The 23,036-nt window shown below is 70.5% G+C and carries 23 protein-coding genes; 14 read left to right on the forward strand and 9 right to left on the reverse strand.

What is annotated here, in order from left to right; translation table 11 throughout:
• Positions 1 to 19: 19 nt before the first annotated feature.
• The 3 genes from G4Z16_RS06275 to G4Z16_RS06285 all read right to left on the reverse strand — a co-directional run bounded on the left by G4Z16_RS06275 (position 20) and on the right by G4Z16_RS06285 (position 3,241).
• Positions 20 to 907, reverse strand: a complete 888-nt coding sequence (locus tag G4Z16_RS06275; RefSeq protein WP_197349633.1) for an ABC transporter permease — start codon at positions 905 to 907, stop codon at positions 20 to 22.
• 10 nt (positions 908 to 917) lie between these two features.
• Positions 918 to 2,114: an ABC transporter substrate-binding protein gene (locus G4Z16_RS06280; RefSeq protein ID WP_343070706.1), complete on the reverse strand. Its 1,197-nt coding sequence runs from the start codon at positions 2,112 to 2,114 to the stop codon at positions 918 to 920.
• A gap of 86 nt (positions 2,115 to 2,200) precedes the next feature.
• Positions 2,201 to 3,241, reverse strand: coding sequence for an ABC transporter ATP-binding protein (locus tag G4Z16_RS06285; protein WP_197349635.1), 1,041 nt, complete (start codon positions 3,239 to 3,241; stop codon positions 2,201 to 2,203).
• 123 nt (positions 3,242 to 3,364) lie between these two features.
• Between G4Z16_RS06285 and G4Z16_RS06290 the strand changes: the two genes are divergently transcribed.
• From G4Z16_RS06290 to G4Z16_RS06305, 4 genes are all read left to right on the forward strand, one after another.
• Positions 3,365 to 4,201, forward strand: coding sequence for a FadR/GntR family transcriptional regulator (locus tag G4Z16_RS06290; RefSeq protein ID WP_197349637.1), 837 nt, complete (start codon positions 3,365 to 3,367; stop codon positions 4,199 to 4,201).
• A complete protein-coding gene (locus G4Z16_RS06295) occupies positions 4,137 to 4,991 on the forward strand; it encodes a cache domain-containing protein (protein ID WP_197349639.1) in 855 nt (284 codons plus the stop codon). Before G4Z16_RS06290 ends, G4Z16_RS06295 begins: the two co-directional genes overlap by 65 nt.
• A gap of 102 nt (positions 4,992 to 5,093) precedes the next feature.
• Positions 5,094 to 5,822, forward strand: a complete 729-nt coding sequence (locus G4Z16_RS06300; protein WP_197349641.1) for an ArsR/SmtB family transcription factor — start codon at positions 5,094 to 5,096, stop codon at positions 5,820 to 5,822.
• Positions 5,819 to 6,637: an isocitrate lyase/PEP mutase family protein gene (locus G4Z16_RS06305; protein ID WP_197349643.1), complete on the forward strand. Its 819-nt coding sequence runs from the start codon at positions 5,819 to 5,821 to the stop codon at positions 6,635 to 6,637. The genes G4Z16_RS06300 and G4Z16_RS06305 overlap by 4 nt, the downstream gene beginning before the upstream one ends.
• A gap of 22 nt (positions 6,638 to 6,659) precedes the next feature.
• On the opposite strand, the gene G4Z16_RS06310 is transcribed toward G4Z16_RS06305, so the two are convergent.
• Both G4Z16_RS06310 and bla read right to left on the reverse strand, forming a co-directional pair.
• On the reverse strand, positions 6,660 to 7,154 hold the full coding sequence (locus G4Z16_RS06310; protein ID WP_246530709.1) for a hypothetical protein: 495 nt from the start codon (positions 7,152 to 7,154) through the stop codon (positions 6,660 to 6,662).
• Positions 7,155 to 7,311: 157 nt separating this feature from the next.
• The gene (gene bla, locus G4Z16_RS06315) at positions 7,312 to 8,274 is read right to left on the reverse strand and encodes a class A beta-lactamase (protein ID WP_197349645.1); all 963 of its coding nucleotides are present in this window, start codon (positions 8,272 to 8,274) and stop codon (positions 7,312 to 7,314) included.
• A 441-nt stretch (positions 8,275 to 8,715) separates the two neighbouring features.
• On the opposite strand from bla, the gene G4Z16_RS33225 reads away from it, so the two are divergent.
• The 5 genes from G4Z16_RS33225 (at position 8,716) to G4Z16_RS06335 (ending at position 13,358) form a co-directional block, all read left to right on the forward strand.
• The gene (locus G4Z16_RS33225; protein WP_425508053.1) at positions 8,716 to 8,805 is read left to right on the forward strand and encodes a putative leader peptide; all 90 of its coding nucleotides are present in this window, start codon (positions 8,716 to 8,718) and stop codon (positions 8,803 to 8,805) included.
• A gap of 306 nt (positions 8,806 to 9,111) precedes the next feature.
• Positions 9,112 to 10,257 carry a dimethylsulfone monooxygenase SfnG gene (sfnG, locus tag G4Z16_RS06320; RefSeq protein WP_197349647.1) on the forward strand — a complete coding sequence of 382 codons (1,146 nt, stop codon included), beginning with the start codon at positions 9,112 to 9,114 and terminating at the stop codon, positions 10,255 to 10,257.
• Positions 10,258 to 10,308: 51 nt separating this feature from the next.
• Positions 10,309 to 11,526: an acyl-CoA dehydrogenase family protein gene (locus tag G4Z16_RS06325; RefSeq protein WP_197349648.1), complete on the forward strand. Its 1,218-nt coding sequence runs from the start codon at positions 10,309 to 10,311 to the stop codon at positions 11,524 to 11,526.
• An 84-nt stretch (positions 11,527 to 11,610) separates the two neighbouring features.
• Complete coding sequence (gene ssuE, locus G4Z16_RS06330; RefSeq protein WP_197349650.1) at positions 11,611 to 12,162, forward strand: NADPH-dependent FMN reductase; 552 nt, start codon at positions 11,611 to 11,613, stop codon at positions 12,160 to 12,162.
• On the forward strand, positions 12,159 to 13,358 hold the full coding sequence (locus G4Z16_RS06335; RefSeq protein WP_197349652.1) for an SfnB family sulfur acquisition oxidoreductase: 1,200 nt from the start codon (positions 12,159 to 12,161) through the stop codon (positions 13,356 to 13,358). The genes ssuE and G4Z16_RS06335 overlap by 4 nt, the downstream gene beginning before the upstream one ends.
• A 336-nt stretch (positions 13,359 to 13,694) precedes the next feature.
• Here the strand turns inward: G4Z16_RS06335 and G4Z16_RS06340 are convergent, their stop codons facing one another.
• Both G4Z16_RS06340 and G4Z16_RS06345 read right to left on the reverse strand, forming a co-directional pair.
• The gene (locus G4Z16_RS06340; protein WP_197349653.1) at positions 13,695 to 14,114 is read right to left on the reverse strand and encodes a RidA family protein; all 420 of its coding nucleotides are present in this window, start codon (positions 14,112 to 14,114) and stop codon (positions 13,695 to 13,697) included.
• Complete coding sequence (locus G4Z16_RS06345) at positions 14,111 to 15,247, reverse strand: acyl-CoA dehydrogenase family protein (protein WP_197349655.1); 1,137 nt, start codon at positions 15,245 to 15,247, stop codon at positions 14,111 to 14,113. Before G4Z16_RS06345 ends, G4Z16_RS06340 begins: the two co-directional genes overlap by 4 nt.
• 141 nt (positions 15,248 to 15,388) lie before the next feature.
• Between G4Z16_RS06345 and G4Z16_RS06350 the strand changes: the two genes are divergently transcribed.
• The 3 genes from G4Z16_RS06350 (at position 15,389) to G4Z16_RS06360 (ending at position 18,246) form a co-directional block, all read left to right on the forward strand.
• Positions 15,389 to 17,107 carry an AMP-binding protein gene (locus G4Z16_RS06350; RefSeq protein ID WP_197349657.1) on the forward strand — a complete coding sequence of 573 codons (1,719 nt, stop codon included), beginning with the start codon at positions 15,389 to 15,391 and terminating at the stop codon, positions 17,105 to 17,107.
• Between the two features lie 9 nt (positions 17,108 to 17,116).
• A complete protein-coding gene (locus G4Z16_RS06355; RefSeq protein WP_197349659.1) occupies positions 17,117 to 17,947 on the forward strand; it encodes a PaaX family transcriptional regulator in 831 nt (276 codons plus the stop codon).
• 68 nt (positions 17,948 to 18,015) lie between these two features.
• Entirely contained in the window at positions 18,016 to 18,246 is a 231-nt protein-coding gene (locus G4Z16_RS06360) for a DUF3099 domain-containing protein (RefSeq protein ID WP_197349661.1), read from the forward strand.
• Positions 18,247 to 18,299: 53 nt separating this feature from the next.
• On the opposite strand, the gene G4Z16_RS06365 is transcribed toward G4Z16_RS06360, so the two are convergent.
• Both G4Z16_RS06365 and G4Z16_RS06370 read right to left on the reverse strand, forming a co-directional pair.
• Entirely contained in the window at positions 18,300 to 20,588 is a 2,289-nt protein-coding gene (locus G4Z16_RS06365; RefSeq protein WP_197354205.1) for a bifunctional salicylyl-CoA 5-hydroxylase/oxidoreductase, read from the reverse strand.
• Between the two features lie 41 nt (positions 20,589 to 20,629).
• Complete coding sequence (locus G4Z16_RS06370; RefSeq protein ID WP_197349663.1) at positions 20,630 to 21,457, reverse strand: enoyl-CoA hydratase family protein; 828 nt, start codon at positions 21,455 to 21,457, stop codon at positions 20,630 to 20,632.
• Between the two features lie 196 nt (positions 21,458 to 21,653).
• Between G4Z16_RS06370 and G4Z16_RS06375 the strand changes: the two genes are divergently transcribed.
• Positions 21,654 to 22,424 (forward strand): sulfite exporter TauE/SafE family protein, encoded by a 771-nt coding sequence (locus G4Z16_RS06375; protein ID WP_197349665.1) that lies wholly within the window; start codon positions 21,654 to 21,656, stop codon positions 22,422 to 22,424.
• 277 nt (positions 22,425 to 22,701) lie between these two features.
• Positions 22,702 to 22,917, forward strand: a complete 216-nt coding sequence (locus tag G4Z16_RS06380; RefSeq protein WP_277400611.1) for an EF-hand domain-containing protein — start codon at positions 22,702 to 22,704, stop codon at positions 22,915 to 22,917.
• The last annotated feature ends 119 nt before the right edge of the window (positions 22,918 to 23,036 follow it).

Here is a 23,036-nt window from a genome sequence, read left to right on the forward strand (position 1 = left end):
GCTGCGCCGGACGGTGCGGTCAGAGGCTGCTCAGGGCGCCGGTGCGGCGCACCGCGAGCAGGTAGAGCACGATGATCACCACGGGGACGGTGCCGAGCGCGGCGGCCAGCGGCAGGTCCAGGGTGATGTTGGAGTAGATGAGGTTGCCGATCAGTTGCGTCTTGCCGCCCACGATCTGCACGGCGATGTAGTCGCCGAGGCTGAGGGAGAAGGTGAAGACGGATCCGGCGGCGATGGACGGCAGCAGGATCGGCATCACCACCGAGCGGAAGGTGCGGCCCGACCGCGCGCCCAGGTCGGAGGAGGCGTCGAGGACGCTGTCGGGTATCTGCTCCAGCCCGGTGTGGATCGGCAGGATCATGTACGGCAGCCACAGGTACGTCAGCACGAGGATGGTGGCGACGAGTCCGAAGCCGGGACCGTCGAGGCCCAGGGGTGAGAGCAGCCAGTCCAGCAGTCCGCCCTCGGCGAGGATGAGCCTCCACGCGTACGCCTTGACCAGGTAACTGGCCCACAGCGGCGTGAGGATGGCGACCACGAGCAGGGGCCGCCAGCGGGGAGAGGCGATGCGTGCGGTGAAGAAGGCGACGGGGAAGGCGATCACGACGCAGATGGCGGTGACCGCAAGGGCGACGCCAACGCTGCGCAGGGCGACCTGCTGGTAGACGTCCTTGGAGAGCAGGGTCGTGAAGTTGTCCAGGGACCAGACCTTCACGACGTTCGAGGTGAAGGTGTCCGTGGTCCAGAACGCGGACATGAACAGCGCGGTGAGCGAGCCGAGGTAGGCCAGGATCAGCCACGTCAGCGGCGCGGTCAGCAGCAGGGACAGTTGCAGCCGGGGACGGCGGTGAAGGGTCCCGGCTAGCCGCCGGGCGGTGTGCCCGGCGGCCGGCTCGGTGTTGCTCATCGGTGCGGTCCTAGTCCTTGATCTCGGTCCAGGCCTGGACCCACTTGGCGTACGGCACGCACTTGGCGTCCTTGCGGCCGTCGAGGCACTGCTGGGTGGGTGTGGTCCAGTAGTGGACCTTCTTCCAGTAGGGCTCGTCGTCCGCGTGGTAGGTGCGGCAGTGGTTCTTGTCCGCCGTCAGCTTGCATGCCTTCTCGTTGGACGGGGCTTCACCGAAGTACTCGGCGACCTGGGCGTTCGCCTCCGGCGAGACGATGTGGTTCAGCCACTTGTAGGCGCAGTTGGGGTGCTTGGCCTTGGAGGCGACCATCCAGGTGTCGGACCAGCCCGTCGAACCCTCCTTGGGCAGAACGGCCTTGACCGGAGCCTTCTCGTCCTGCGCGGTGTTGAGGATCACCTGCCACGAGGTGCCGACCACGGAGTCGCCGCTCTTGAAGGCGGAGATCTCCTTGAGGTAGTCGCTCCAGTACTCGCCGATGTTGGCGTTCTGCTTCTTCAGCAGGTCCACCGAGGCGTCGAACTGCTTCTGGTCCAGGGCGTAGGGGTTCTTGATCCCGAGCGAGGGCTTGTGCTTCATCAGGTACAGGGCGGCGTCCGCGATGTAGATCGGGGAGTCGTACGCGGTGACCTTGCCCTTGTACTTGTCGCCCTTGTCGAAGACGGCGGACCAGGAGTCCGGAGCGGGCTTGACCTTCTCGGTGTTGTACATCAGGAGGTTGGCGCCGCGGCCGTGCGGGATGCCGTAGGGCTTCCCGTCGACGGAGTTCCAGTCCTTGTTCTTCAGGCCCTCGAAGATGTCCTTGTAGTTGGGCACGAGCTCGGTGTTGACGGGCTCGGCGTCACCCGAGGCGATCAGGCGCAGTGAGGCGTCGCCGGACGCGGAGACGGCGTCGTACTGGCCCGTCTTCATGAGGCTGACCATCTCGTCCGACGAGGCGGCCGTCTTGGTGTTGACCTTGCAGCCGGTCTTCTTCTCGAAGGGCGTGACCCAGTCGACCTTCGGGTCGTTGCTGCCGTCCTCGGCGTAGCCGGCCCAGGCGATGAGGTTCACCGACTTCTCCGCCTTGCCGATCTTCTTCTGCGGCTTGAGGTCGGGGGGATCGATGGCTCCCTGGGAGGACGAGGAGGAGCCGGAGGAGCCGCAGGCGGTGGCCAGGAGCAAGGCACCTGCCGCAGCGAGGGTCTTGAGGGTTCGGGACATACGCACGGAGATCTCCACAGTTGGAGGGGCGGCGAATCGTAGGTGCGGCGGAGTGGGTCGAGGGGGATGAGAGCGGGAGGCGGAAGCGTCGCTCAAGGCGCCTCTTCCACCCGGAAGTTGTGCCGGTGGTGCCACTGGAGCCTCACCCGTGAGCCGCGGAATGCGGCGACGTCCTCGGAGGATGTCTCCAGGTTCTGCTGGACGGCGGTCAGCCGTCCTCCGGCGTCGAGGTCGACCAGGAAGCGCGTGGTGTCTCCCAGATAGACGACCTCGGCGACGGAGCCCTTGGCGGCGGTGTGTTCCGGTTCGTCCTCACCGGTCGCCGACTCCTTGAGCACCCGGATCTTCTCCGGGCGCACGCTGAACGTGCCCGGCTTGCCCACGACCTGCTCGGCGGTCTCGCCGGTGAGCAGGTTGGAGGTGCCGACGAAGCCCGCGACGAAGGGGGACGCCGGGCGTTCGTAGATCTCGGCGGGCGTGCCGGTCTGTTCGATGCGGCCGTCCTGGAAGACGGCTATCCGGTCGCTCATCGTGAGCGCCTCGTCCTGGTCGTGGGTGACGAAGACGAACGTGATCCCGACCTCGCGCTGGAGTTCCTTGAGTTCGATCTGCATCTGCTCCCGCAGCTTGAGATCGAGGGCGCCCAGCGGCTCGTCCAGCAGCAGCACGCGGGGGCGGCCGACGAGGGCACGGGCAAGGGCCACGCGCTGCCGCTGGCCTCCCGAGAGCTGGGAGGGGCGGCGCTTGCCGAACCCTGAGAGGCGGACACTCTCGAGCGCCTCGGCCGCCCGGCGAAGCCGTTCGGCCTTGGGCACCTTCTGGACCTTCAGGCCGTAGGCGACGTTCTGCTCGACGGACATGTGCGGGAAGAGGGCGTAGTCCTGGAAGACGGTGTGCACATCGCGCTCGAAGGGCGCGAGCCGCGTGACGTCCTTCCCGTCGAGTTCGACGGTTCCGCTCGTGGGCGTCTCGAAGCCGGCGATGAGTCGGAGCACCGTCGTCTTCCCCGAACCCGAGGGCCCGAGCATGGAGAAGAACTCACCGTCCGATATGGCCAGTTCGACGCCTGCGACAGCCTCGGTCCTGCCGAAGACCTTGCGCAGGCTCCGCAGCCGGATGGCATTCCCCTCCATGAACGGGAACCTTTCTGGTGCAGTGGTCGTTGGCGGGTGAATATATGAAGTCATAGTTCAAGGTTCAAGACCGCCCCAAGCCCTCTTCAGGTAAAGCCTGAGCCAACTGACAAGGTGGTAGCCGTGAGGAGAGACCAGGACGGCGCTCGAAGAACGGTCTTCACGCCCATCGGGGCCCAGGCCCGCGTCGAGGCCGTCGTGCGGCGTCTCGGTGACGCGATAGAGCTCGGCCTGCTCGCAGACGGCGAGCAGCTGCCCGGCGAGTCCGAACTCGCCGCGCAGCTCGGCGTATCGACGGTCACCTTGCGCGAGGCCCTCGCGGCTCTGCGCCAGCGCGGCCTGGTCACCACACGGCGGGGGCGCGGCGGCGGCAGCTTCGTCACCACCCCCGAAGGCCCCGTCGAGGAACGGCTGCTGGCACACCTGGGCAGCTGGAGCCTGGAGGAGCTTCGCGAACTCGGGGACTACTGGACGGCTGTCTCCGGCGCCGCGGCCCGCCTGGCCGCGGCGCGCACCGACCCGGACGACCTGCATCAACTGCACCGTTCCGTCGAGGAGTTGGAGGCCGCCCCCGACGCGCCCGCGCGCAGCCGCCTGCACGGCCGGTTCCACGTCGAGCTGGCGGCCGCCGCCCAGTCGGCACGGCTGACGAGGGAACTGGTGGGCGTCCACGCCGAGGCGGGCGCTCTCCTCTGCCTCGTCCTCGGCGAGGAAAGGCATCTCAAAGACGTCTGCGATCGTCACCGCGCCGTGATCTGTGCGGTGCAGGATGATGCGGCGGAGCAAGCAAGAGCCCTTGCCGAGGAGTGTGTTCAGGTCTCCATGGGGCGCCTGGTGGAACTCCGCCTCGGCACCCCCGGCCCGGCCGGCGGCCCGCACACCAAGGAGGGCAACCGTGGGCAGCAGTCCTCGTCCAAGTCACCGCCCCGGTCCCGCGAAGGGCGGAACACAGCTCGTTGACGACGCGGCGGCAGCAGTCGCGGCGGCGGGCGTCCGTGACGCGCTGGAGTGCGTCTTCGACGCCGTGACCGAGATCCGTGCGGACACCCTGGCGCTCCTCGCGGGCGCCTCGGCCGAGGACAGACAGCCCACCACCACCGACCTCGCCGGTCTGCGCCCAGGACTGAAGGAGCGGCTCGCCCGGCTCGCGCTGATGTCGGGCGCCGGATTCGTCGCGGCGCCGGGACTGCTCGCCGACGCCGAAGTCTGGCTGGAGTGGTGGCAGACGGGGCCGGGCGGCGAGGTGCGTCCGCTGCTGCTGGACCTCGATCCGCAGCACTCGGCGTACTCGGACTACACGCACTGGGAGTGGTACGCGCTGGCCCGGGACACGGGGCAGCGCGCTGTCGCCGGACCGTACGTGGACTATCTGTGCTCGGACGAGTACAGCCTGACGCTCTCGATGCCGGTGACCCTCGACGGCCGCTTCACCGGCGTCGCCGCGGCCGACGTCTACCTCCCGGACTTCGAGGCCGCCGTCATGCCCGTGCTGCAGCGGCTGCCGGGGCCGGCATGCCTGGTCAACTCCCGCGGCCGCGTTGCCGTCTCGACGTACGCGGACCATCTGGCCGGCTCCCTGCTCAAGGGGCCCGACTTCACGGCGGTTCCGGCGGCGCCCGCGGACGGCGGTGGTGCGGCCGGGGAGAGCGGCGGGCCGGGAACCGGCGAACCCGGCCCCCACGTGCAGGAGGGGCTGGCGCTCCGCGCCTGCGGCGACATTCCGCTCATCCTGGTGACCGGCGAGGACTGACACCCCGCGCCACGCCTCCCCGCCCGGCACGCGCACCGGCTGCCCGCCCTCACCGCCGGCACTTCGGCGCCCGCCGAAGTGCCGCGGGAGCATCATGCCCGTATGGAGCCGAAGACCCAACCGTCGAGACCCGACCGGAGCGGGCAGCAGCTCGCCGAGCTGGCCGGGCTGCTCGCCGACCGCACGCGTGCCACCGTCTGCCTGACGCTGCAGGACGGGCGCGCATGGACGGCGGGCGAGCTGGCGAAGGCCGCCGGGGTGACGGCGGCGACGGTGAGCGGGCATCTGGACAAGCTCGTCGCGGGCGGCCTGCTGGAGGAGGTGCGTCAGGGGCGCCACCGCTACGTCCACATCGCCGGTCCGCAGATCTCTCAGCTCATCGAGGATCTGGCGGCCCACGCCGGGCCACCTCCCGCCCCGAGGGGCCTGCGTGCCACGTCGGCAGGTGCGGCGATGGCACGGGCCCGCACGTGCTACGACCACCTGGCGGGCGCCCTCGGTGTGGGTGTCACCGACGCGCTGCTGGAGCGGGGGCTGCTGCAGCAGTCGACGGGATTCTCCGTGACGGACAAGGGGCTCGCGTGGTTCGGCGAGCTGGGCATCGACCTGGCTCCGCGCTCCGGCAGCCGCCGCCCGATGGCACGCTGCTGCCTCGACTGGACGGAACGCCGGCCGCATCTGGCGGGACGCGCGGGCGCCGCCCTGTGCTCGCATGCGCTGGAGGAGGGCTGGTGCGAACGCATCGGCAGCCAGCGGGCGTTGAGGGTGACGCGCAAGGGCAGGGACGCGTTCGGGGAGCTGATCGGCATGCGCGTGGAGGCGGCGGCGTGAGCACACACGAGACGCATGGGACCTTCCGCGACCTGCACCACGGCGAGCGCCCTCTGCTGCTGCCCAACGCATGGGACCACGCCTCGGCCGCAGCGCTGTACCGGTCCGGCTTCCCGGCGGTAGGGACGACGAGCCTCGGCGTCGCGGCGGCCGCGGGGCTGTCCGACGGGAGCGGTGCCGCACGGGCGCAGACGCTGGCCCTGGGGCGGGGGCTGGCGCGTCTGCCGGTGCCGGTGAGCGTCGACATCGAGGGTGGATTCAGCGATGATCCGGACGAAGTCGCAGTGCTGGGAGCGGAGTTGGCGCGAACGGGCGTGGCCGGCGTGAACGTGGAGGACGGCCTGCCCGACGGCACGCTCGCCGATCCGGCACGTCATGCGGCGAAGGTGTCGGCACTCAAGGAGGCCGCGCCGGGCCTCTTCGTCAACGCACGCACCGACACGCACTGGCTGGGCACCGACGCCACGCTCGAAGGGGCGCTGCGCAGGTGCGCCAGGTACGTCGAGGCGGGGGCGGACGGGGTGTTCGTGCCCGGGCTGGTACGGAGCGGTGAAATCGCCTCTCTCGTCGCGGAGTTGGGGACGACGCCGCTGAACGTGCTCTACTCCCCCGCCCATCTGCGCCGCGACGAGCTCGCGCGGGCCGGTGTCCGCCGCATCAGCCTCGGCTCGCTGCTCTTCCGCGCGGCGCTGCAGCGGGCGACCGACCTGGCCGCATCGATCGCGGCCCCGGAACGCGGCCCCGAGGCTTCGTCACCGATGCCCGGCTACGCCGAAGTGGAGGCTCTGCACGCCGACTTCGGGCCGCAGCCGTAGGTGCAGGGGTCCCACTCAGGGCTCAGATCTCCGCACCGTCCGCTTCGTACGCCGCCAGCGCGGCCTGACGGCAGGCGAACAGGGAACGGAGCGCTGCCTCAGCGGCATCGGAGTCGAACTCCCCGTCCTGGGCCTGACGCGTCAGCAGGATGCGGGCCTCCGATTCCATCGCCGCCCACGCGTGCCGCGCGCGCTTGTTGGCGGCGATCCGCACGCTGCTGCGCAGGAACCCCGCGCCCGACGCGAACCCCGCGGCCAGCAACGCCAGCACCGCGGCGGGCACTCGGGCGTTCTCCGTCGCCAGCCCGGCCGCTCCGGACACTCCGGCGAGGAGAGCGGCCGGGAAGCCCAAGGCGACATCGATGTAGGCCCAAAGCTGCACTCTGCGATGGGCGATGCGCACGCGGCCCGCCGCTTCCCAGCGCAGCGTCTCGACCTCGGTGCGGAAGCGGGCCGCCAGCGTCAGCGAACGATCGCCGTCGTCGTCGGTATCCATGCCGTTTCGAGAAGCGACCACGCGAGAAGCGTCGCAGAACAGGGCTGACTACGGGGGGAGTTGGCGGAATCACGCCCCGCGCCCGCCCGCCGAACGTGCGTCGCGTGTCGTGCTCCCACGCGCTCCACCGCGCCCACCTCAGGCCAGTGCCCGGGCCAGGATCCGGGCCGTGCCCGCCTCAGGCCAGTGCCCGGGCCAGGATCCGGGCCGTGCCCGCGATCAGCGAGTGGTCCGGCTCGGCGTCGGCGGACTTCCTCGTGGTGAGGACGGACAGAACGATCGGCACCTGGTCGCCGACCGTCCAGGCGACGCCCACGTCGTTGTCGGTTCCGTAGTCGCCGCCACCGGTCCGCTCCCCCAGGGTCCAGCCCTCGGGGATTCCGGCGCGCAGCGCCTCGTCCCCCGTGGTGTTGCCCTTGAGCCAGTCGGTCAGCTGCAGGCGCTCGGGCCGCCCGAGGACGTCGCCGAGCGTCAGGTGCATGTAGGTCCGCCCGACGGCCCGCGGCGAGGTGGTGTCCTTCACGTTCCCGGGCTCCGCGGAGTTCAGCTCCGGCTCCCACCGGTCGAGGCGTGTCACCTCGTCCCCGACGGAACGGCAGAAGCGTGTCACCGCGGCGGGGCCGCCGAGTTCGCGCAGGAGGAGGTTCGCCGCGGTGTTGTCGCTGTAGCGCAGCGTGGCGTCACAGAGCTGCCGGACGGTCATTCCGTCGGCGAGGTTGCCGCGGGTGCCGGTGACCGGCGAGTGGTCCTCCAGGTCGGACCGGGAGTAGCGGACGCGCTCGGCGAGACGGTCGCTCCCGTCGCGGTCGCGGTCCTTCAGCAGCGCCGCCACCGCGAGGGGCTTCCACGTCGAGCACATGGGGAAACGATCGTCCGCGCGGTGCGCGACCGTCCTCCCCGTCCTGGTGTTGTGTGCGAACACCCCCAGGCGTGCGTCGTGTTCACGCTCCAGCTTCTTCAGCCGGCCCGTGACCGCGGCGTCGTGCGACCCGGGCGCGGAGGGAGCCGCGGGCTTGTCGCCCGCCGAGGATGTGCAGGCTGCCAGCACACTCCCGGCGCCGGCGGCGAGCAGCGTGCGACGGGCGGGACGGGAAGCGAACACGCTCAACTCGACGCCTCTTTCACTGTGTTCGGACTCCATAACAGTGAAACAAGACATCCTGGGCGCCCCGGCCGGTTCCGGCCACGATCACCGGGAGCCGGTGTGCACCGCGAGTCCTTGCGTGCGTCCCACAACGGCGGGAAAACTCCCGACGCCAGGACGTCGAACCCGCGGAGTTCGACCGGGGCCCGCCTGCGGGACAGCGGCGTGAACAACGCTCCAGGTCAATACAGTTGCCGGCGCGTTGCAACTTCGTGCAGCTGTTGGCTGCGCGCGCGGCGGTGCGCTCCCAGATCGATCGGCGGTTCGGACTCCACGCGACCGCATTGCTTCACGTATTCCACGCGCGCTGTTCCTTGCATTATTCAGCCCTGCAGCAGAGGGCCTCCGACCCGCTTTGAACGAAACACCGCCGTCACAATTGATACTCGTCCTGGCATTCCTTGACGTCGCACTCGGACACCTGCTTTGATCGATGTCATGACGAAGCAGAACGGACTTACGCGTCGGCGCCACGTCGATCTGGCGCGTGTCTTCAGCGCTGCATGTCGTCCCGCGGCCTTCGCCTGACCTGCACTGAAGCCTGACTGAAGCCGTCCTCGGCGGCCCTGCGGCCCGACCTCGTCGCGCGCCCTTGAACGCCGTCGCACCTTTTCGCGGCTCATTTCATGAACGGCGCATTGCAGGTTTGCGAAATCCTGGCGGATCAATCCACCTGCTCGCCCGCGGAGTATTCCTGCGTGCTTGTGCCTGCATTTTCACTGTTCCACGATTCCGCCCCTCATTCGATCCCGACGGCTGTACGTCGTCCTGCCATTTTCCGGCCGGACCGCACGGCCACCGGGCCGCACCCCTCCGCTTCCAAGGGAGTTACTCATGTCCGTCCCGTCCACCTCCGAGCCCGCGCGCTTCGCGTACTGGGTGCCCAACGTCAGCGGTGGCCTGGTCACCAGCAAGGTCGAGCAGCGCACCGACTGGAGTTACGACTACAACCGCGAGCTGGCCGTCCTCGCGGAGAACAACGGTTTCGACTACGCGCTGAGCCAGGTCCGGTACATGGCCAGCTACGGCGCCGAGTACCAGCACGAGTCGACGAGCTTCAGCCTCGCCCTCCTGCTGGCCACCGAGCGCCTCAAGGTCATCGCCGCGGTACACCCCGGCCTGTGGCATCCGGGCGTCCTGGCCAAACTGGGCGCCACAGCGGACCAGTTGTCAGGCGGCCGGTTCGCCGTGAATGTCGTCAGCGGATGGTTCAAGGGTGAGTTCACGGCGCTGGGTGAGCCGTGGTTGGAGCACGACGAGCGCTACCGCCGCTCGGAGGAGTTCATCCGCACACTGCGCACCATCTGGACCGAGGACCACGCCGAACTCGCCGGTGACTTCTACCGGATCAGGGACTTCTCCCTGAAGCCGAAGCCGCTCAACAGCAGCGAACGTCCGCATCCGGAGATCTTCCAGGGCGGCAACTCCACCGCGGCACGCCAGATGGCGGGCCGCGTGTCCGACTGGTACTTCAGCAACGGCAAGGACTTCGACGGCGTCACCGAGCAGCTCCGGGACGTAGCCGCGTCGGCCGCGGCGGCCGGACGTCCAGCTCCGCGCTTCGGCCTCAACGGCTTCCTCATCGCCCGCGACACCGAAGCCGAGGCCCGCGAAGTGCTGCGGGAGATCGTCGCCAAAGCGGACGCCGACGCGGTCCGCGGCTTCGAGTCCGCCGTAACGCAGGCAGGGAAATCCACGTCCGACGGCAAGGGCATGTGGCAGGACTCCTCCTTCGAGGACCTGGTCCAGTACAACGACGGGTTCCGCACAGGCCTGATCGGCACTCCGGAACAGATCGCGGAGAGGATCGTCGAGTACAAGCGCCTCGGAGTCGACCTCTTCCTCCTCGGCTTCCTGCACTACCTGGAGGACGTCGAGTACTTCGGCAAGCGTGTACTGCCGCTGGTGCGCGAACTGGAAGCCGAACTGCCCGACGACACACCACATCACCGAGCGGACATCGCCGCCGTACGTGCCTGACGCCCACACCGCGGCGCTCCACACTCGCGATGACCCCGAAGGAGAACGGACTTGACCACCATCGCACCCATCGAATGGACCAACCGTCCCACCCCCGGCAGCCCCCAGGAGTGGATCGACCGGGCAGCCGAAGTGTCCGCCGTACTGGCCGCCGACGCCGCAGCACGTGACCGAGCAGGCACCACCCCGTACGCCGAAGTGGCCCTGCTCAAGGACTCCGGCCTGGTCACCCTGCTCGGCCCCGCTGAACACGGCGGCGGAGGCCAAGACTGGCCGACCGCCTACCGCGTGATCCGTGAAGTCGCCAAGGCGGACGGATCGATCGGACAACTGCTGGGCTACCACTACCTGTGGAACTGGGCCGCCAGGCTCGTCGGCACCCGTGAACAGTGGGAACAAGTCGAGGCCGAAGCAGCCCGGCAGCGCTGGTTCTTCGGCGGCGCGGTCAATCCACGCGACAAGGACGTCGTCGTGCAGGAAGACGGCGACGACCTCGTCTTCACCGGCCGGAAATCGTTCTCCACCGGCAGCAAGGTCTCGGACGTGACCGTGCTGGAAGGCGTCTTCGAGGGCACCGAGGACCACGTCTTCGCGATCGTTCCCTCCGACAGCGACGGGCTCACCTTCCACGACGACTGGGACAACATCGGCCAGCGGCTCACCGAGAGCGGCAGCGTCACCCTCGACGGTGTCCGCACACCCTGGGCGTCGGCTGCAGGTTACGTGGACAAGACCTTCCAGCCGCGCGTCTACAACACCCTCAACGTCCCCACCATCCAGCTCGTCTTCACACACTTCTACCTCGGCATCGCGGCCGGCGCCCTGGAGACCGCGAACACCTACACCCGAGCCAAGTCCCGCCCATGGCTGCACGGCGGATACGACAGCGCCGTCGACGAGCCGTACGTCATCGACGCATACGGGGACCTGACCGCGAAGTTGTGGGCCGTCGAGGCGTTCGCCGACCAGGTGGCCCAAGAGGGCCAACCGCTCCACGACGAGCCCGACTCAGTGACAGAGCAGGACCGCGGCGAATTCGAGGTACGGGTCGCCGCGGTGAAGGCCCGCGCCACGGAAGTGGCACTCGAGACAGCCCAAAGGATCTTCGAAGTGACCGGCGCCAGGTCGACCGCCTCTCCCGAGGGGCTCGACCGCTTCTGGCGGAACATCCGCACCCACACCCTGCACGACCCCGTCGCCTACAAGCGACGCGAAGTGGGCCGCTTCGTCCTCACCGGCGAACTCCCCCAACCCACCTGGTACTCGTGAGCACCCGCGGGCCGGCGTGCGCCGCCGGCCCGCCCCGTGCCACCGCCTCTCCCCGACCGCCACACACCCACGAGGTGATCCGCCATGGCCACGATCCTCTCCGTCTCAGGAAGCCCCTCCCCCACCTCCCGCACAGCCCGGCTGCTCCGCCATCTGGACGCGACACTGACCGCAGAGGGGCACGAAGTGACCCCGCTCGACGTCCGTACGCTGCCCGCCGAGGCCCTGCTCCGAGCAGACTTCCGGCACCCCGCGATCGCCGAGGCCCAGAGGCTCTTCGAGCAGGCCGACGGCATCGTCATCGGCACACCCGTCTACAAGGCCGCCTACTCGGGCCTGCTGAAGTCCCTACTCGACCTGCTGCCGCAGCTCGTGCTGACCGGCAAGACCGTGCTGCCCCTCGCCACCGGCGGGACCACCGCGCACGTCCTGGCCATCGACTACGCCTTGCGGCCCGTGCTCGCCTCCATGGGCGCAGCGCACGTCGTGCAGGGATGGTTCGTACTCGACAAGGACATCGCCGTACGGGAGGACGATGCGGTCACCGTCGACGTCGGCACGCAGGAGGCCCTGGACGTCGTCCTTGAACAGTTCTCGGTCGCGCTGACAGGCAGCAGGCTGAGGGCCGCGGTGTGAGCGCCCCCGCCCATGTCATCTCCGACAGCGCCGAAGCCCTCTCCGCCGCCGCCGAGTTGGCGAACGTCTTCCGCGCAGATGCCGCGAAGCGGGACGCAGGGCGGCTGCTGCCCCGTGAGGAGCTGGAGCATCTGTCCTCCAGCGGTCTGCTCGGCATCACGGTGCCGGCCGAGCACGGCGGAGCGGACGTCCCGGCACGGACGCTGGCAGAGGTGTTCCGCCTGCTCGCCTCCGGCGACGCCAGCCTCGCGCAGATCCCGCAGAGCCACTTCGTCTATGTCAACGTGCTGCGCCGGCAAGGGAGTCCGGCGCAGCAGCGGTTCTTCTTCGCCGAGGTACTGGCAGGGCGGCGGTTCGGCAACGCCCAGTCGGAAAGAGGCACCAAGCACATCCAGGACCTGCGCACCCGCCTCGAACCTGACGGAACCGGCGCCGGCTTCGTGCTCAACGGTGTGAAGCACTATTCGACCGGTGCGCTCTTCGCGCACTGGATACCCGTACTCGCCCGCGCCGCTCACGCGGACGACGCGCTCCACGTCGCCTACATCCCACGGGACGCACCAGGAGTCACCGTCGAGGACGACTGGGACGGCATGGGCCAGCGCACCACCGCCAGCGGCACGGTTCACCTGGAGCGCGTCGCCGTACCGGCGGACCGCGTGGTGCCGCACCATCTGACGTTCGAAGGTCCTCAACTGCACGGCGCCGTCGCACAGTTGCTTCATGCGGCCATCGACACGGGCATCGCGGTGGGTGCTCTGGCGGAGGCGGCAGAGTTCGTACGAACGAAGAGCCGCCCGTGGTTCGAGAGCGGCCACGCCACGGCCGCCGAGGATCCACTGCTCATTCAGAGCTTTGGCGAACTCTCCCTCCAGGTGCGCGCGGCGGAAGCCCTCCTCGACGCCGCGGCACGAGCCGTGGACGCCGCCACCGCCGAACTCACCGACGACACCGCGGCCGAAGCGTCACTGGCCGTCGCCGCGGCGAAAGTACACGCGGGCAAGGCGGCAGTACAGACGAGCAGTGCTCTCTTCGAAGTGGCCGGCACCCGCGCCGCCCTGGACAGCCTCAACCTTCACCGCCATTGGCGTGACGCGCGTACCCATACCCTCCACGACCCGGCCCGCTGGAAGATCCAGCACCTCGGCCGCCACGTACTCAACGGCACCCGCCCGCCCCGCCACGGCCTGCTGTGAAGCGCTCACCCACCACGCCGCAATCCAGGCGGCCCCGCCGCCAAACTGACCTGGGGAGATCCCCGGTGATTCCGCCGCCAGCGGCACCGGGCCTGGCCGCCCGCCGCCACGGCCAGCAGCCGCACACCCGGACAGTTCCCGAGCACCGGCAATTCCTGGCCAACGCCTTGCGTAGCAAGTCCAGTTCGGCCTGGCGTGAGGGAGCCGTCATCACTGCATGCGCTCGGCGAGGACCCGAATCGCTGCCCGTGAGGTTCCCTGACAACCGTCAGGCCAGCAAGAGGAGTTGACCTCAACTGAAGTTGAGGTTCCAGGTGAACGGCGTGGACGGGCCGCTCACGGCAGGACCGCGATGCCGTCCAGTTCCACCATCGCCTCCTCGTCCCACAGGCGGGAGACGCCGATGACCGCCATCGCCGGGTAGTCGCGGCGGGCGTGGCGGCGCCAGACGGCGCCCAGGTCGCGGGCGACGGCGCGGTAGGCAGCGACGTCGGTCGTGTAGACGGTCACGCGGGTGAGGTCCGCGGGGCTTCCGCCGGACGCGGACAGCGCCGTCAGCAGATTGGCCAGCGCCTGCTCGAACTGGTCGGTGAGCGTGCCGCCGACGATTGCTCCCTCACCGTTCAGCGCCGTCTGGCCGGCGAGGAAGACGATCCGCGAGCCGGTCGCGGTGACGGCGTGCGAGAAGCCGGTGGGCGGGGAGAGCTCGGGCGGGTTGGTGCGCTGGAGGTGGGGGCGGGAGTCGGCGTCGGTCACCGGTAGAGCTCCTTCGCGATGATCGAGCGCTGCACTTCGCTGGCGCCCTCGTAGATGCGGGGCGCGCGCACCTCGCGGTAGAGGTGTTCGAGGAGGTGCCCGCGCTGGAGCGCGGCGGCGCCGTGGATCTGCACGGCGGTGTCCACGGCCTGCTGCGCGGTCTCCGTGGCCAGCAACTTCGCCATGGCGGCGCGGCGTGCGATGTCCGGCTCGCCGCGGTCGTAGGCCGCGGCGGCCGAGTAGACGAGCAGACGCGCCGCCTCGATACGGGTCGCGGTCTCCGCCAACTGGTGCGAGACGGCCTGGAGATCGCTGAGCGTGCCGCCGAACGCGGGCCGCGTTCCGGCGTGTTCGACGGCCGCGTCCAGGGCGGCCTGCGCCATACCGGTCGCGAACGCGCCGACGCTGGGCCGGAACAGGTTCAGCGTGCGCATCGCGACGCCGAAGCCGCCGTCGACCTCACCGAGGAGGTCGTCGCGGGAGACGGGGACGCCGTCGAAGGTGAGGGTGCCGATCGGGTGCGGGGAGATCATCTCCAGTGGCTCGCCGCCGAGTCCGGGCCGCCCGGCGGGTACGAGGAAGGCGGTCACGCCGCGGGAGCCGGTGCCCTCCGTCGTGCGGGCGAAGACGGTGAAGACGTCGGCGTCCGGGGCGTTGGAGATCCAGGTCTTGGTTCCGGTCAGCCGCCATCCGTGCCCGTCGCCGGTGCCGTCCGGTTCGGCGCGGAGGGTGAGGGCCGCCGCGTCACTGCCCGCGCCCGGCTCGCTCAGTGCGAAGGCGGCGACGGCACGTCCCGCCGTCACCTCGCCGAGCCAGCTTGCGCGCTGTGCGTCGGTGCCCGCGAGGGCTACCGGCCCGGCGCCGAGGCCCTGAAGGGCGAGCGCGGTTTCGGCCTCGGTGCAGGAGTAGGCGAGGGACTCGCGCAGCAGGCACAGGTCGAGGGCGCTCGCCGGGCGTCCGTCCGGTGCGAACAGGCGGCCGAGCAGGCCGAGTTCGCCGAGAGCGGCGAGCAACTCGCGGTTGATGCGGCCGTCCTGCCCGGCCTCGGCGAGCGGGCGCAGCTCACGGACTCCGAGCGTGCGCAGCTCCTCGCACCACTTGTGCTGCTCCGGTTCCAGGGCGAACGCGGGCATCGGCGGGCCTCCTCCTGATGGCGGCTGGTGCTCGCAGTCGCTGATCCTCTATCGCGGACCGTTGACTGTCGTCACCAACACGTTACGCTCAACGGCACACCGGCGACACCGGCACACGGCACACCCCTGAGGGGGCTTGCGATGCATCTGAGCCCGTCCGCACACGTCGACACCTTCGCCCGGGAGCATCTGCCCCCGCCCGAGGACTGGCCGCGACTGGTCTTCGACCGGCCCGAGCTGCGCTACCCGGACCGCGTCAACTGCGGCGCCGAGCTGGTCGACGGCTCCGCCGAGCGGTACGGCGCCGAGCGGCCCGCCTTCCGGGGCGACGACGGCGAGTGCTGGAACTACGGCGAACTGCGCGCCCGCGTGGACCGGATCGCCCACGTCCTCACGAGCGTCATGGGCGTCGTCCCGGGCAACCGGGTACTGCTCCGCGGCCCCAACTCCCTTCATCTGGCGGCCTGCTGGCTCGCGGTGATGAAGGCGGGAGCGGTCGCCGTGACGGTGCTGGCGGCACAGCGGGCGCACGAGCTCCGCACGGTGTGCGCCATGGGCGAGGTCAGCCATGCGCTGTGCGACGCGGCATCCCTGGACGAGCTGACGAAGGCGGACGTACCCGGGCTGCGCGTGACGGCCTTCGGAGGCGACGGCCCGGAGGATCTGCTGGCCTTGTGCGAGTCGCAGCCCGACCGCTACGAGGCCGTCGCCACCGCCGCGGACGACGTCGCGATGATCGCCTTCACCTCGGGCACCACCGGAAAACCCAAGGGCTGCGTCCACTTCCACCGTGACGTGCTCGCCGTCGCCGACACCTTCTCCGCGCACGTGCTGCGTCCGACGCCGGACGACCTCTTCGCGGGCAGCCCGCCGCTGGGCTTCACCTTCGGGCTCGGCGGGCTGGTCATCTTCCCGCTGAGGGCCGGCGCATCGGCTCTGCTCGGTCAGTGGAGCGGCCCCGAGCAGATGCTCTCGGCGGTCGAACGGCACCGTGTCACCGTGCTGTTCACCGCTCCGACCGCCTACCGGGGGATGCTCTCCAAGATCGGCACCGCTTCCACGGGCGCTGCGAACGGCGAGCGCACGTACGACATCTCCTCGCTGCGCCGCTGCGTCTCCGCCGGCGAGAACCTGCCCGCCGCCACCTACGAGGCATGGCAGGAGACGACCGGTCTGCGGATGATCAACGGGATAGGGGCGACGGAGATGCTGCACATCTTCGTCTCCGCAGCGGACGAGGCCGCCCGCGCAGGCACCACGGGTGTCGCCGTGCCGGGCTTCGAGGCCCGGGTGGTGCGCAGGGACCAGGAGGGGCATCTGACTCCGGTGCCGGACGGCGAGCCGGGGCTGCTGGCGGTGCGCGGCCCCGTCGGCTGCCGCTACCTCGCGGACCCGCGGCAGCGCGAGTACGTGTGCGAGGGCTGGAACCTCACCGGCGACACCTACATACGCGGGGCCGACGGCTACTTCCGCTATGTCGCACGCGCCGACGACATGATCGTCTCGGCCGGCTACAACATCGCGGGCCCGGAGGTCGAGGAGGCCCTGCTGCGGCATCCCGACGTGGCCGAGGCGGCCGTCGTGGGACGCCCCGACGAGCGGCGCGGCCAGGTCGTCGTCGCCCATGTGGTGCTGCGGGAGGGGACCGAGGCGGGGGCGGGGACGGCCGAGGCGCTGCGCGAGTTCACCACTGCGGAGCTCACGCCGTACAAGTGCCCACGCGAATTCGTCTTCGCCGACTCCCTGCCGCGTACGCCGACGGGCAAGCTCCAGCGGTACCTGCTGCGCGAAGCCGGCCCCGAACAGGCCGAGCCGCGGCAGACCGAAGCGGATCAGGCCGCGGACGGACTGCCCGCCTAGAGTGACCGCGTGAATCAGCAGCAGCCCGCCGCCAGACCCTCGCCGAGTTCGCTCATCCTCACCTTCTACGGGGCGTACGGGCGTGCCTTCCCCGGCAGCACCGTGCCGGTCGCGGCGCTGATCCAGCTGCTCGGTGCGGTCGGCGTGGACGCGCCCTCGGTCCGCTCCGCCGTGTCACGGCTGAAGCGGCGCGGGCTGCTCAGCGCGGACCGGCCCGGCAGCAAGGCGGCCGGGTACGCGCCCTCGGAGGCCGGGCGGCAACTCCTCGACGACGGCGACCGCCGCGTCTACGCCCGCCCCGTGGCGGACGGCCGCTGGCTGCTGGCCGTCTTCTCGGTCCCGGAGAGCGAGCGGGGCCGCCGCCACATACTCCGCTCACGCCTCGCACGGCTCGGCTTCGGCAACGCCGCTCCCGGCATCTGGATCGCCCCCTCCCACCTGGAGGAGGAGACGCGTCACAGTCTGGGACGGCTCGGTCTCACCCCGTACGTGGATCTCTTCACCGGCACGCACGAGGGCTTCGAGCCGACCGCGGACGCGGTGGCGCGCTGGTGGGACCTGAAGTCCCTGGCTTCGCTGCACCGCTCCTTCCTCGACGCGCACGAGCCGGTGCTGCATTCCTGGTCACGGCGTCGGCAGGCGCCCCCGGAGGAGGCGTACCGGGACTATCTGCCGGCCCTCGACGCCTGGAGGCGACTCCCCTACGCCGATCCCGGGCTGCCGGCGGCCCTGCTGCCGGCGGACTGGCCCGGCGAGCGCTCCGCGGAGGTCTTCTTCGCGCTGCACGAGAAGCTGCGGGAGCCGGGACGCGAGTACGCGGTGGGCTTCGCACAGGGCTGACCCGCGGACGGCCGGCAGCCCACCGGCCGGACCTCCCGGCGGCCACCTGACCGCAATACCCTTGAGGTATGTACGCACGACGGCGCAGGCGTTACTTCGTGCTGATGGCCACGTGCCTGGTGCTCTTCATCAGCGCGTGGAGCTTTGTGCGTCTGATCTCGGTTCCCGCCGCGGTCGGACTGTGCGTGGCGGCGCTGGTGATTCCGCCCATCGCGGCGATCGTCGGCAACCGGCGCGAGCCGGACGACCGCTGGTTCGACGAGGACTGGAACCCCGACCGGGACACCTATCGAAGGTGACGCCGCGGAGACGCCCGGCAGGCACCGCACGTACCGTCCGTGACAGGCAGGGGCTACAGCGTGAGCCGCTGCTTGGGCGCGTCGGTCCGGCCCGTCGGGGGTTTGCGGCTGCCCGCGCGGTAGGGCAGCGGCCAGGGCGCGCCGGGCCCCTCGTATCCCTGGTCGGCCGCGGCGTGCAGCGTCCAGTGCGGGTCGTAGAGGTGCGGTCGTCCCAGCGCGCACAGATCGGCGCGCCCCGCGAGCAGCAGCGAATTGACGTCGTCCCACGAGGAGATGGCACCGACCGCGATGACGGGTATGCCGACGGTGTTGCGGATGCGGTCGGCGTACGGCGTCTGGTACGAGCGTCCGTAGTCGGGCCGTTCGTCGGCAACGACCTGGCCGGTGGAGACGTCGATGGCGTCGGCGCCGTGCTCGCCGAACGCGGCGGCCACGTGCAGCGCCTCCTCGGGTGTGATGCCTCCCTCGGCCCAGTCGGTGGCGGAGACGCGTACGGTCATCGGCCGCTCCCGCGGCCACACTTCGCGCACCGCGTCGAAGACCTCGAGCGGGAAGCGGAGGCGGGCGTCGATGCCGCCGCCGTAGGCGTCGGTGCGGCGGTTGGTGAGCGGCGAGAGGAAGCTGGAGAGCAAGTAGCCGTGGGCGCAGTGGAGTTCGAGCAGGTCGAAGCCGGCGCGTGCGGCCCGCCGTGCCGCGTCGGTGAACTCCTCGCGGATCCCTGCCAGTTCGGCCGTCGTGAGGGCCTGCGGCACCTGGTTGACGCCTTCGCGGTACGGCAGGGGTGAGGGCGCGACGAGCGGCCAGTTCCCGTCCGGCAGCGGTTCGTCGATGCCCTCCCACATCACCTTGGTCGAGCCCTTGCGGCCGGAGTGCCCTATCTGCACGCCGACGGCGGTGCCGGGCGACTGCGCGTGCACGAAGCCGGTGACGCGGCTCCACGCCGCCTCCTGCTCCTGCGTCCAAAGGCCCGTACAGCCGGGCGTGATGCGGCCGTTCGGCGATACGCAGACCATCTCCGTCATGACGAGACCCGCTCCGCCCAGCGCGCGTGCCCCCAGATGCACGAGGTGGAAGTCGCCGGGGGTGCCCGCCTCGTCCTCGGACGAGTACATGTCCATGGCGGAGACCACGACGCGGTTGCGCAGGGTCAGTTCGCGCAGCCGGAAGGGCGTGAACATCGGCGGGGTTCCCTCGGGAACGCCCGCCTCGGCCTCGACCCCGGCGACGAATCCTGCGTCGCGCAGCCGCAGGTTGTCGTGGGTGACGCGGCGGCTGCGGGTGAGCAGGTTGAACGCGAACTGGCGGGGCGGCTGGCCTATGTAGGTCGCCAGGTCCTCGAACCACTCCAGACTGCCGCGTGCCGCGCGCTGCGTGGAGAGGACGACGGGCCGGCGTTCCTCCTCGTACGCCGCCAGCGCCGTGGGCAGGTCGGGCTGCTCCTCGATGCAGGCGGCGAGCGCGAGGGCGTCCTCCACGGCGAGCTTGGTGCCGGAGCCGATGGAGAAGTGCGCGGTGTGCGCGGCGTCGCCGAGCAGCACCACGTTCCCGTGCGACCAGCGCTCGTTGAGCACCGTACGGAAGGCGATCCACTGCGAGTTGTTGCCGCGCAGGGGGCTGCCGCCGAGGGTCTCGGGGAAGAGCTTGGCGCACCGCTCGGCCGAGGCACGCTCGTCGAGCTGGTCCAGCCCCGCGGCCCGCCAGACCTCCTCGCGCGCCTCGACGATGACGGTGGAGGCGCCGGGGCCCGACTCGTCGGCGCGCTCGTACGGATAGGCATGCAGCTGCAGAACGCCGTGCTCGGTCTCGGCGATCTCGAAGCGGAAGGCGTCGAGCGCGAAGTCCGCGGCGAGCCAGATGTAGCGGCAGCGGTGCGTGGTCACGTGCGGACGGAAGACGTCGGCGAAGGCGTCCCGGGTGGCGCTGTGCACCCCGTCGGCGGCGACCACCAGGTCGTGGGAGGCGGCCAGTTCGGCCGGCGCGGGTGCCTCGCTGCGGAATCGCAGCTCCACGCCCAGTTCGCGGCAGCGCTCGTGCAGTACGGCCAGGAGGCGGCGGCGTCCCAGCGCGGCGAAGCCGTGGCCGCCGGAGGTGAGAGTGCGGCCGCGGTGCACGATGTCGATGTCGTCCCAGCGCACGAACTCCTGCTGGAGCGCGGCGTACACGGCGGGGTCCGCGTGCTCGATGCCGCCCAGGGTCTCGTCGGAGAGGACGACGCCGAAGCCGAACGTGTCGTCGGGGGCGTTGCGTTCGTGGACCGTGACGCTGCGGGAGGGGTCGAGGCGCTTGAGGAGGGCGGCCGCGTACAGCCCGCCGGGTCCGCCGCCCACGACCGCGACGCGCATGCCCGCCCCGCCGCGCGCGGAGGCCGCCGCGGTACGCCCGCTCACTTCCCCCGCCACTTCGGCGGGCGCTTCTCGCTGAACGACGCGTGGAATTCGGCGTAGTCGTCGCTGTGCATCAGCAGCGCCTGCGTCGAGGCGTCCATCTCGACGGCCGCCGAGAGCGGCAGGTCGAGCTCCGCCGTGAGCAGCGCCTTGGTCTGCGCGAGTGCGAGAGCGGGGCCGTCGGCGAGTGTGCGGGCGAGTTCGGCAGCGGCGTGCTGTGCCTGGCCTTCCTCGGTCAACTGGCTGAGGAGACCGATGCGTTCGGCCTCATCGGCGCGTACGGGCTCACCGAGCATGAGGATGCGGGTGGCGTGACCGAGGCCGACGACACGCGGCAGCAGATAGGCCGCACCCATGTCTCCGCCGGAGAGGCCGACCTTCGTGAAGAGGAAGGAGAAGCGGGCCGTGGGGTCCGCGACGCGGAAGTCCGACGCCAGCGCGAGCACCGCACCCGCGCCCGCCGCGACGCCGTGCACGGCCGCGACGACGGGGAACGGCGTCTCGCGCAGGGCACGAACGACCTGGCCCGTCATGCGGTTGAAGTCCAGGAGTTCGGCGGTGTCGGCGTCCAGGGTCGCGCCGATGATCTCCTCGACGTCACCGCCGGAGCAGAAGCCGCGGCCCTCGCCCGCGAGCACGAGCGCGCGTGCGCGGCGCTCCCGCGACAACTCGGCGAGGAGGTCGCGCAGATCGGCGTAGGCGCCGAAGGTGAGGGCGTTGAGCCGCTCCGGGCGGGCCAGCGTCACGGTGACGACGCCGTCGTCCTCGCTGACCTTGATGTGCCGCCATTCGCCGGTCGGACGGGCCGAGCCCGTGTACGGGCTCATGCGGATGCTCCCGGGGCGTTGTGCTCGCTGGTGGGCTCACTCATGGCTCAAGGCCTCCTTCGAGACGCCGGCGACGGCACACGCTGAACGTATCACCGGTTCGTGACTGCCGTCACGGGTGCGCGATAGACGTGGCTGGGGTGCGGAAGCGCGACCGGATAGCGTGGTCGCCGGTCGCGGGGAGGGAAAGAGGCTGATGGAGCACGGTCCGCTGATACTCGCGCTGCTGGCGCTCTTCGGGCTGGTGGGCGGCATCGGCATCACGGCGGTGGGTCCGGGCGGCGTGCTGCCCACCATCGGGATGTTCCTGCTGACGGGGCTCTCGCCCTCGGGCGTCGCCGGAACCGCCATCGCCACGCACATCGCGACAGGCGCCCTCGGCACCGCCGCCTACACGCGCTCCGGCCAGCTGCGCGACGCCCGCACGCGCCGCATCGCGCTGATCCTCTCGGGCGCTGCGCTGGTGGGCTCACCTCTGGGCGTGCTCTTCAACACCCTTGTCGACGGGCGGGTGTTCGGGATCCTGCTCGCCCTCGCCGTCGCCACGACGGGCATCCTGGTGTGGGTGCGTGAGCGCCGCACCTCCGCACCCGAGGAGGACGACGACAAGACCCTCTCACCGGTGGTGACGGGCGCCGTCGGGCTCCTGGTCGCCGTGGCCGCGGGGCTCTTCGGGCTCGGCGGCCCGATGCTGAGCGTGCCCCTGCTGGTGATCTGCGGCCTGCCGCTGCTGCCCGCTCTGGCCGCCGCGCAGGCGCAGTCCGTGGTCATCGCGAGCGTCGGGACCGCCGCGTATCTCGTGCACGGTTCGATCGACTGGGCGCTCGCCGCGCTGGTCGGCATCCCGGAGCTGGCCGGCGTCGTCATCGGCTGGAAGATCGCCCATGCCGTGCCCGTACGGAAACTCAAGTTCGCCCTCGCCGGCACGCTTCTGGCTCTGGCGCCCTATCTGGCGCTGCACGGCTGAGGCCTGTCCGGCGGATCAGGCTGGTCCGGTTACGCCTGTCTGCATCGGCTCCGGCGTCTTCCTCGCTTCGGCTCAACCAGCGGTGTGGCGGCGGCAACAGGCTGAACACGCACGGAAGTTCCTGCCGTGGGCACGGCTCGCCCTGCTCTCCCCGACCATCAGCCCTGGCAGCCATCCGGCCGCCCGGCGCACGTCAAGCTTCGGCGTGCTGCGGGCGATCATTGCGCAGTAACATCGCACAACATCCAACGAGGAAGGGCGAACTCACGTGGTGGACATGAAAGCGGCCGCGCGCAAGGTCTTCGATGCGTACGACCTCGATGGCGACGGGCAGATAACCGCCAAGGAATACCAGCAGGTTGTCGCCGAGCTGCGCGGCGAGCACCTCACCGAAGAGCAGGCGCAGCAATTCATCGACGTACTCGACACGGATGGCGACGGCACGATGTCGTTCGAGGAGTTCTGGGCCCCGATGCAGGGCGGCGCGGACTGACCACCACAGGCGGAGCGACGGTCGGAGACGGCAACCGCGTTTCGTCGCGTCATCGCCACGCGGACCGAACCGCGGGCGGTTACGGCCCAGTCGCTCTTGTCCGTCCCCCGCCGTCGCTC

The sequence above is a fragment of the Streptomyces bathyalis genome, from assembly GCF_015910445.1.
GTDB classification, from domain to species: Bacteria; Actinomycetota; Actinomycetes; order Streptomycetales; family Streptomycetaceae; genus Streptomyces; species Streptomyces bathyalis.

Excerpts from the sequence above, each read along its gene's own strand:
- G4Z16_RS06275 (WP_197349633.1), bottom strand. The coding sequence starts at position 907 with ATGAGCAACACCGAGCCGGCCGCCGGGCACACCGCCCGGCGGCTAGCC.
- G4Z16_RS06285 (WP_197349635.1), bottom strand. The coding sequence starts at position 3,241 with ATGGAGGGGAATGCCATCCGGCTGCGGAGCCTGCGCAAGGTCTTCGGC.
- G4Z16_RS06300 (WP_197349641.1), top strand. The coding sequence starts at position 5,094 with ATGGAGCCGAAGACCCAACCGTCGAGACCCGACCGGAGCGGGCAGCAG.
- bla (WP_197349645.1), bottom strand. The coding sequence starts at position 8,274 with ATGGAGTCCGAACACAGTGAAAGAGGCGTCGAGTTGAGCGTGTTCGCT.
- G4Z16_RS33225 (WP_425508053.1), top strand. The coding sequence starts at position 8,716 with ATGACGAAGCAGAACGGACTTACGCGTCGGCGCCACGTCGATCTGGCG.
- sfnG (WP_197349647.1), top strand. The coding sequence starts at position 9,112 with ATGTCCGTCCCGTCCACCTCCGAGCCCGCGCGCTTCGCGTACTGGGTG.
- ssuE (WP_197349650.1), top strand. The coding sequence starts at position 11,611 with ATGGCCACGATCCTCTCCGTCTCAGGAAGCCCCTCCCCCACCTCCCGC.
- G4Z16_RS06345 (WP_197349655.1), bottom strand. The coding sequence starts at position 15,247 with ATGCCCGCGTTCGCCCTGGAACCGGAGCAGCACAAGTGGTGCGAGGAG.
- G4Z16_RS06350 (WP_197349657.1), top strand. The coding sequence starts at position 15,389 with ATGCATCTGAGCCCGTCCGCACACGTCGACACCTTCGCCCGGGAGCAT.
- G4Z16_RS06360 (WP_197349661.1), top strand. The coding sequence starts at position 18,016 with ATGTACGCACGACGGCGCAGGCGTTACTTCGTGCTGATGGCCACGTGC.
- G4Z16_RS06365 (WP_197354205.1), bottom strand. The coding sequence starts at position 20,588 with ATGCGCGTCGCGGTCGTGGGCGGCGGACCCGGCGGGCTGTACGCGGCC.
- G4Z16_RS06370 (WP_197349663.1), bottom strand. The coding sequence starts at position 21,457 with ATGAGCCCGTACACGGGCTCGGCCCGTCCGACCGGCGAATGGCGGCAC.
- G4Z16_RS06375 (WP_197349665.1), top strand. The coding sequence starts at position 21,654 with ATGGAGCACGGTCCGCTGATACTCGCGCTGCTGGCGCTCTTCGGGCTG.
- G4Z16_RS06380 (WP_277400611.1), top strand. The coding sequence starts at position 22,702 with ATGAAAGCGGCCGCGCGCAAGGTCTTCGATGCGTACGACCTCGATGGC.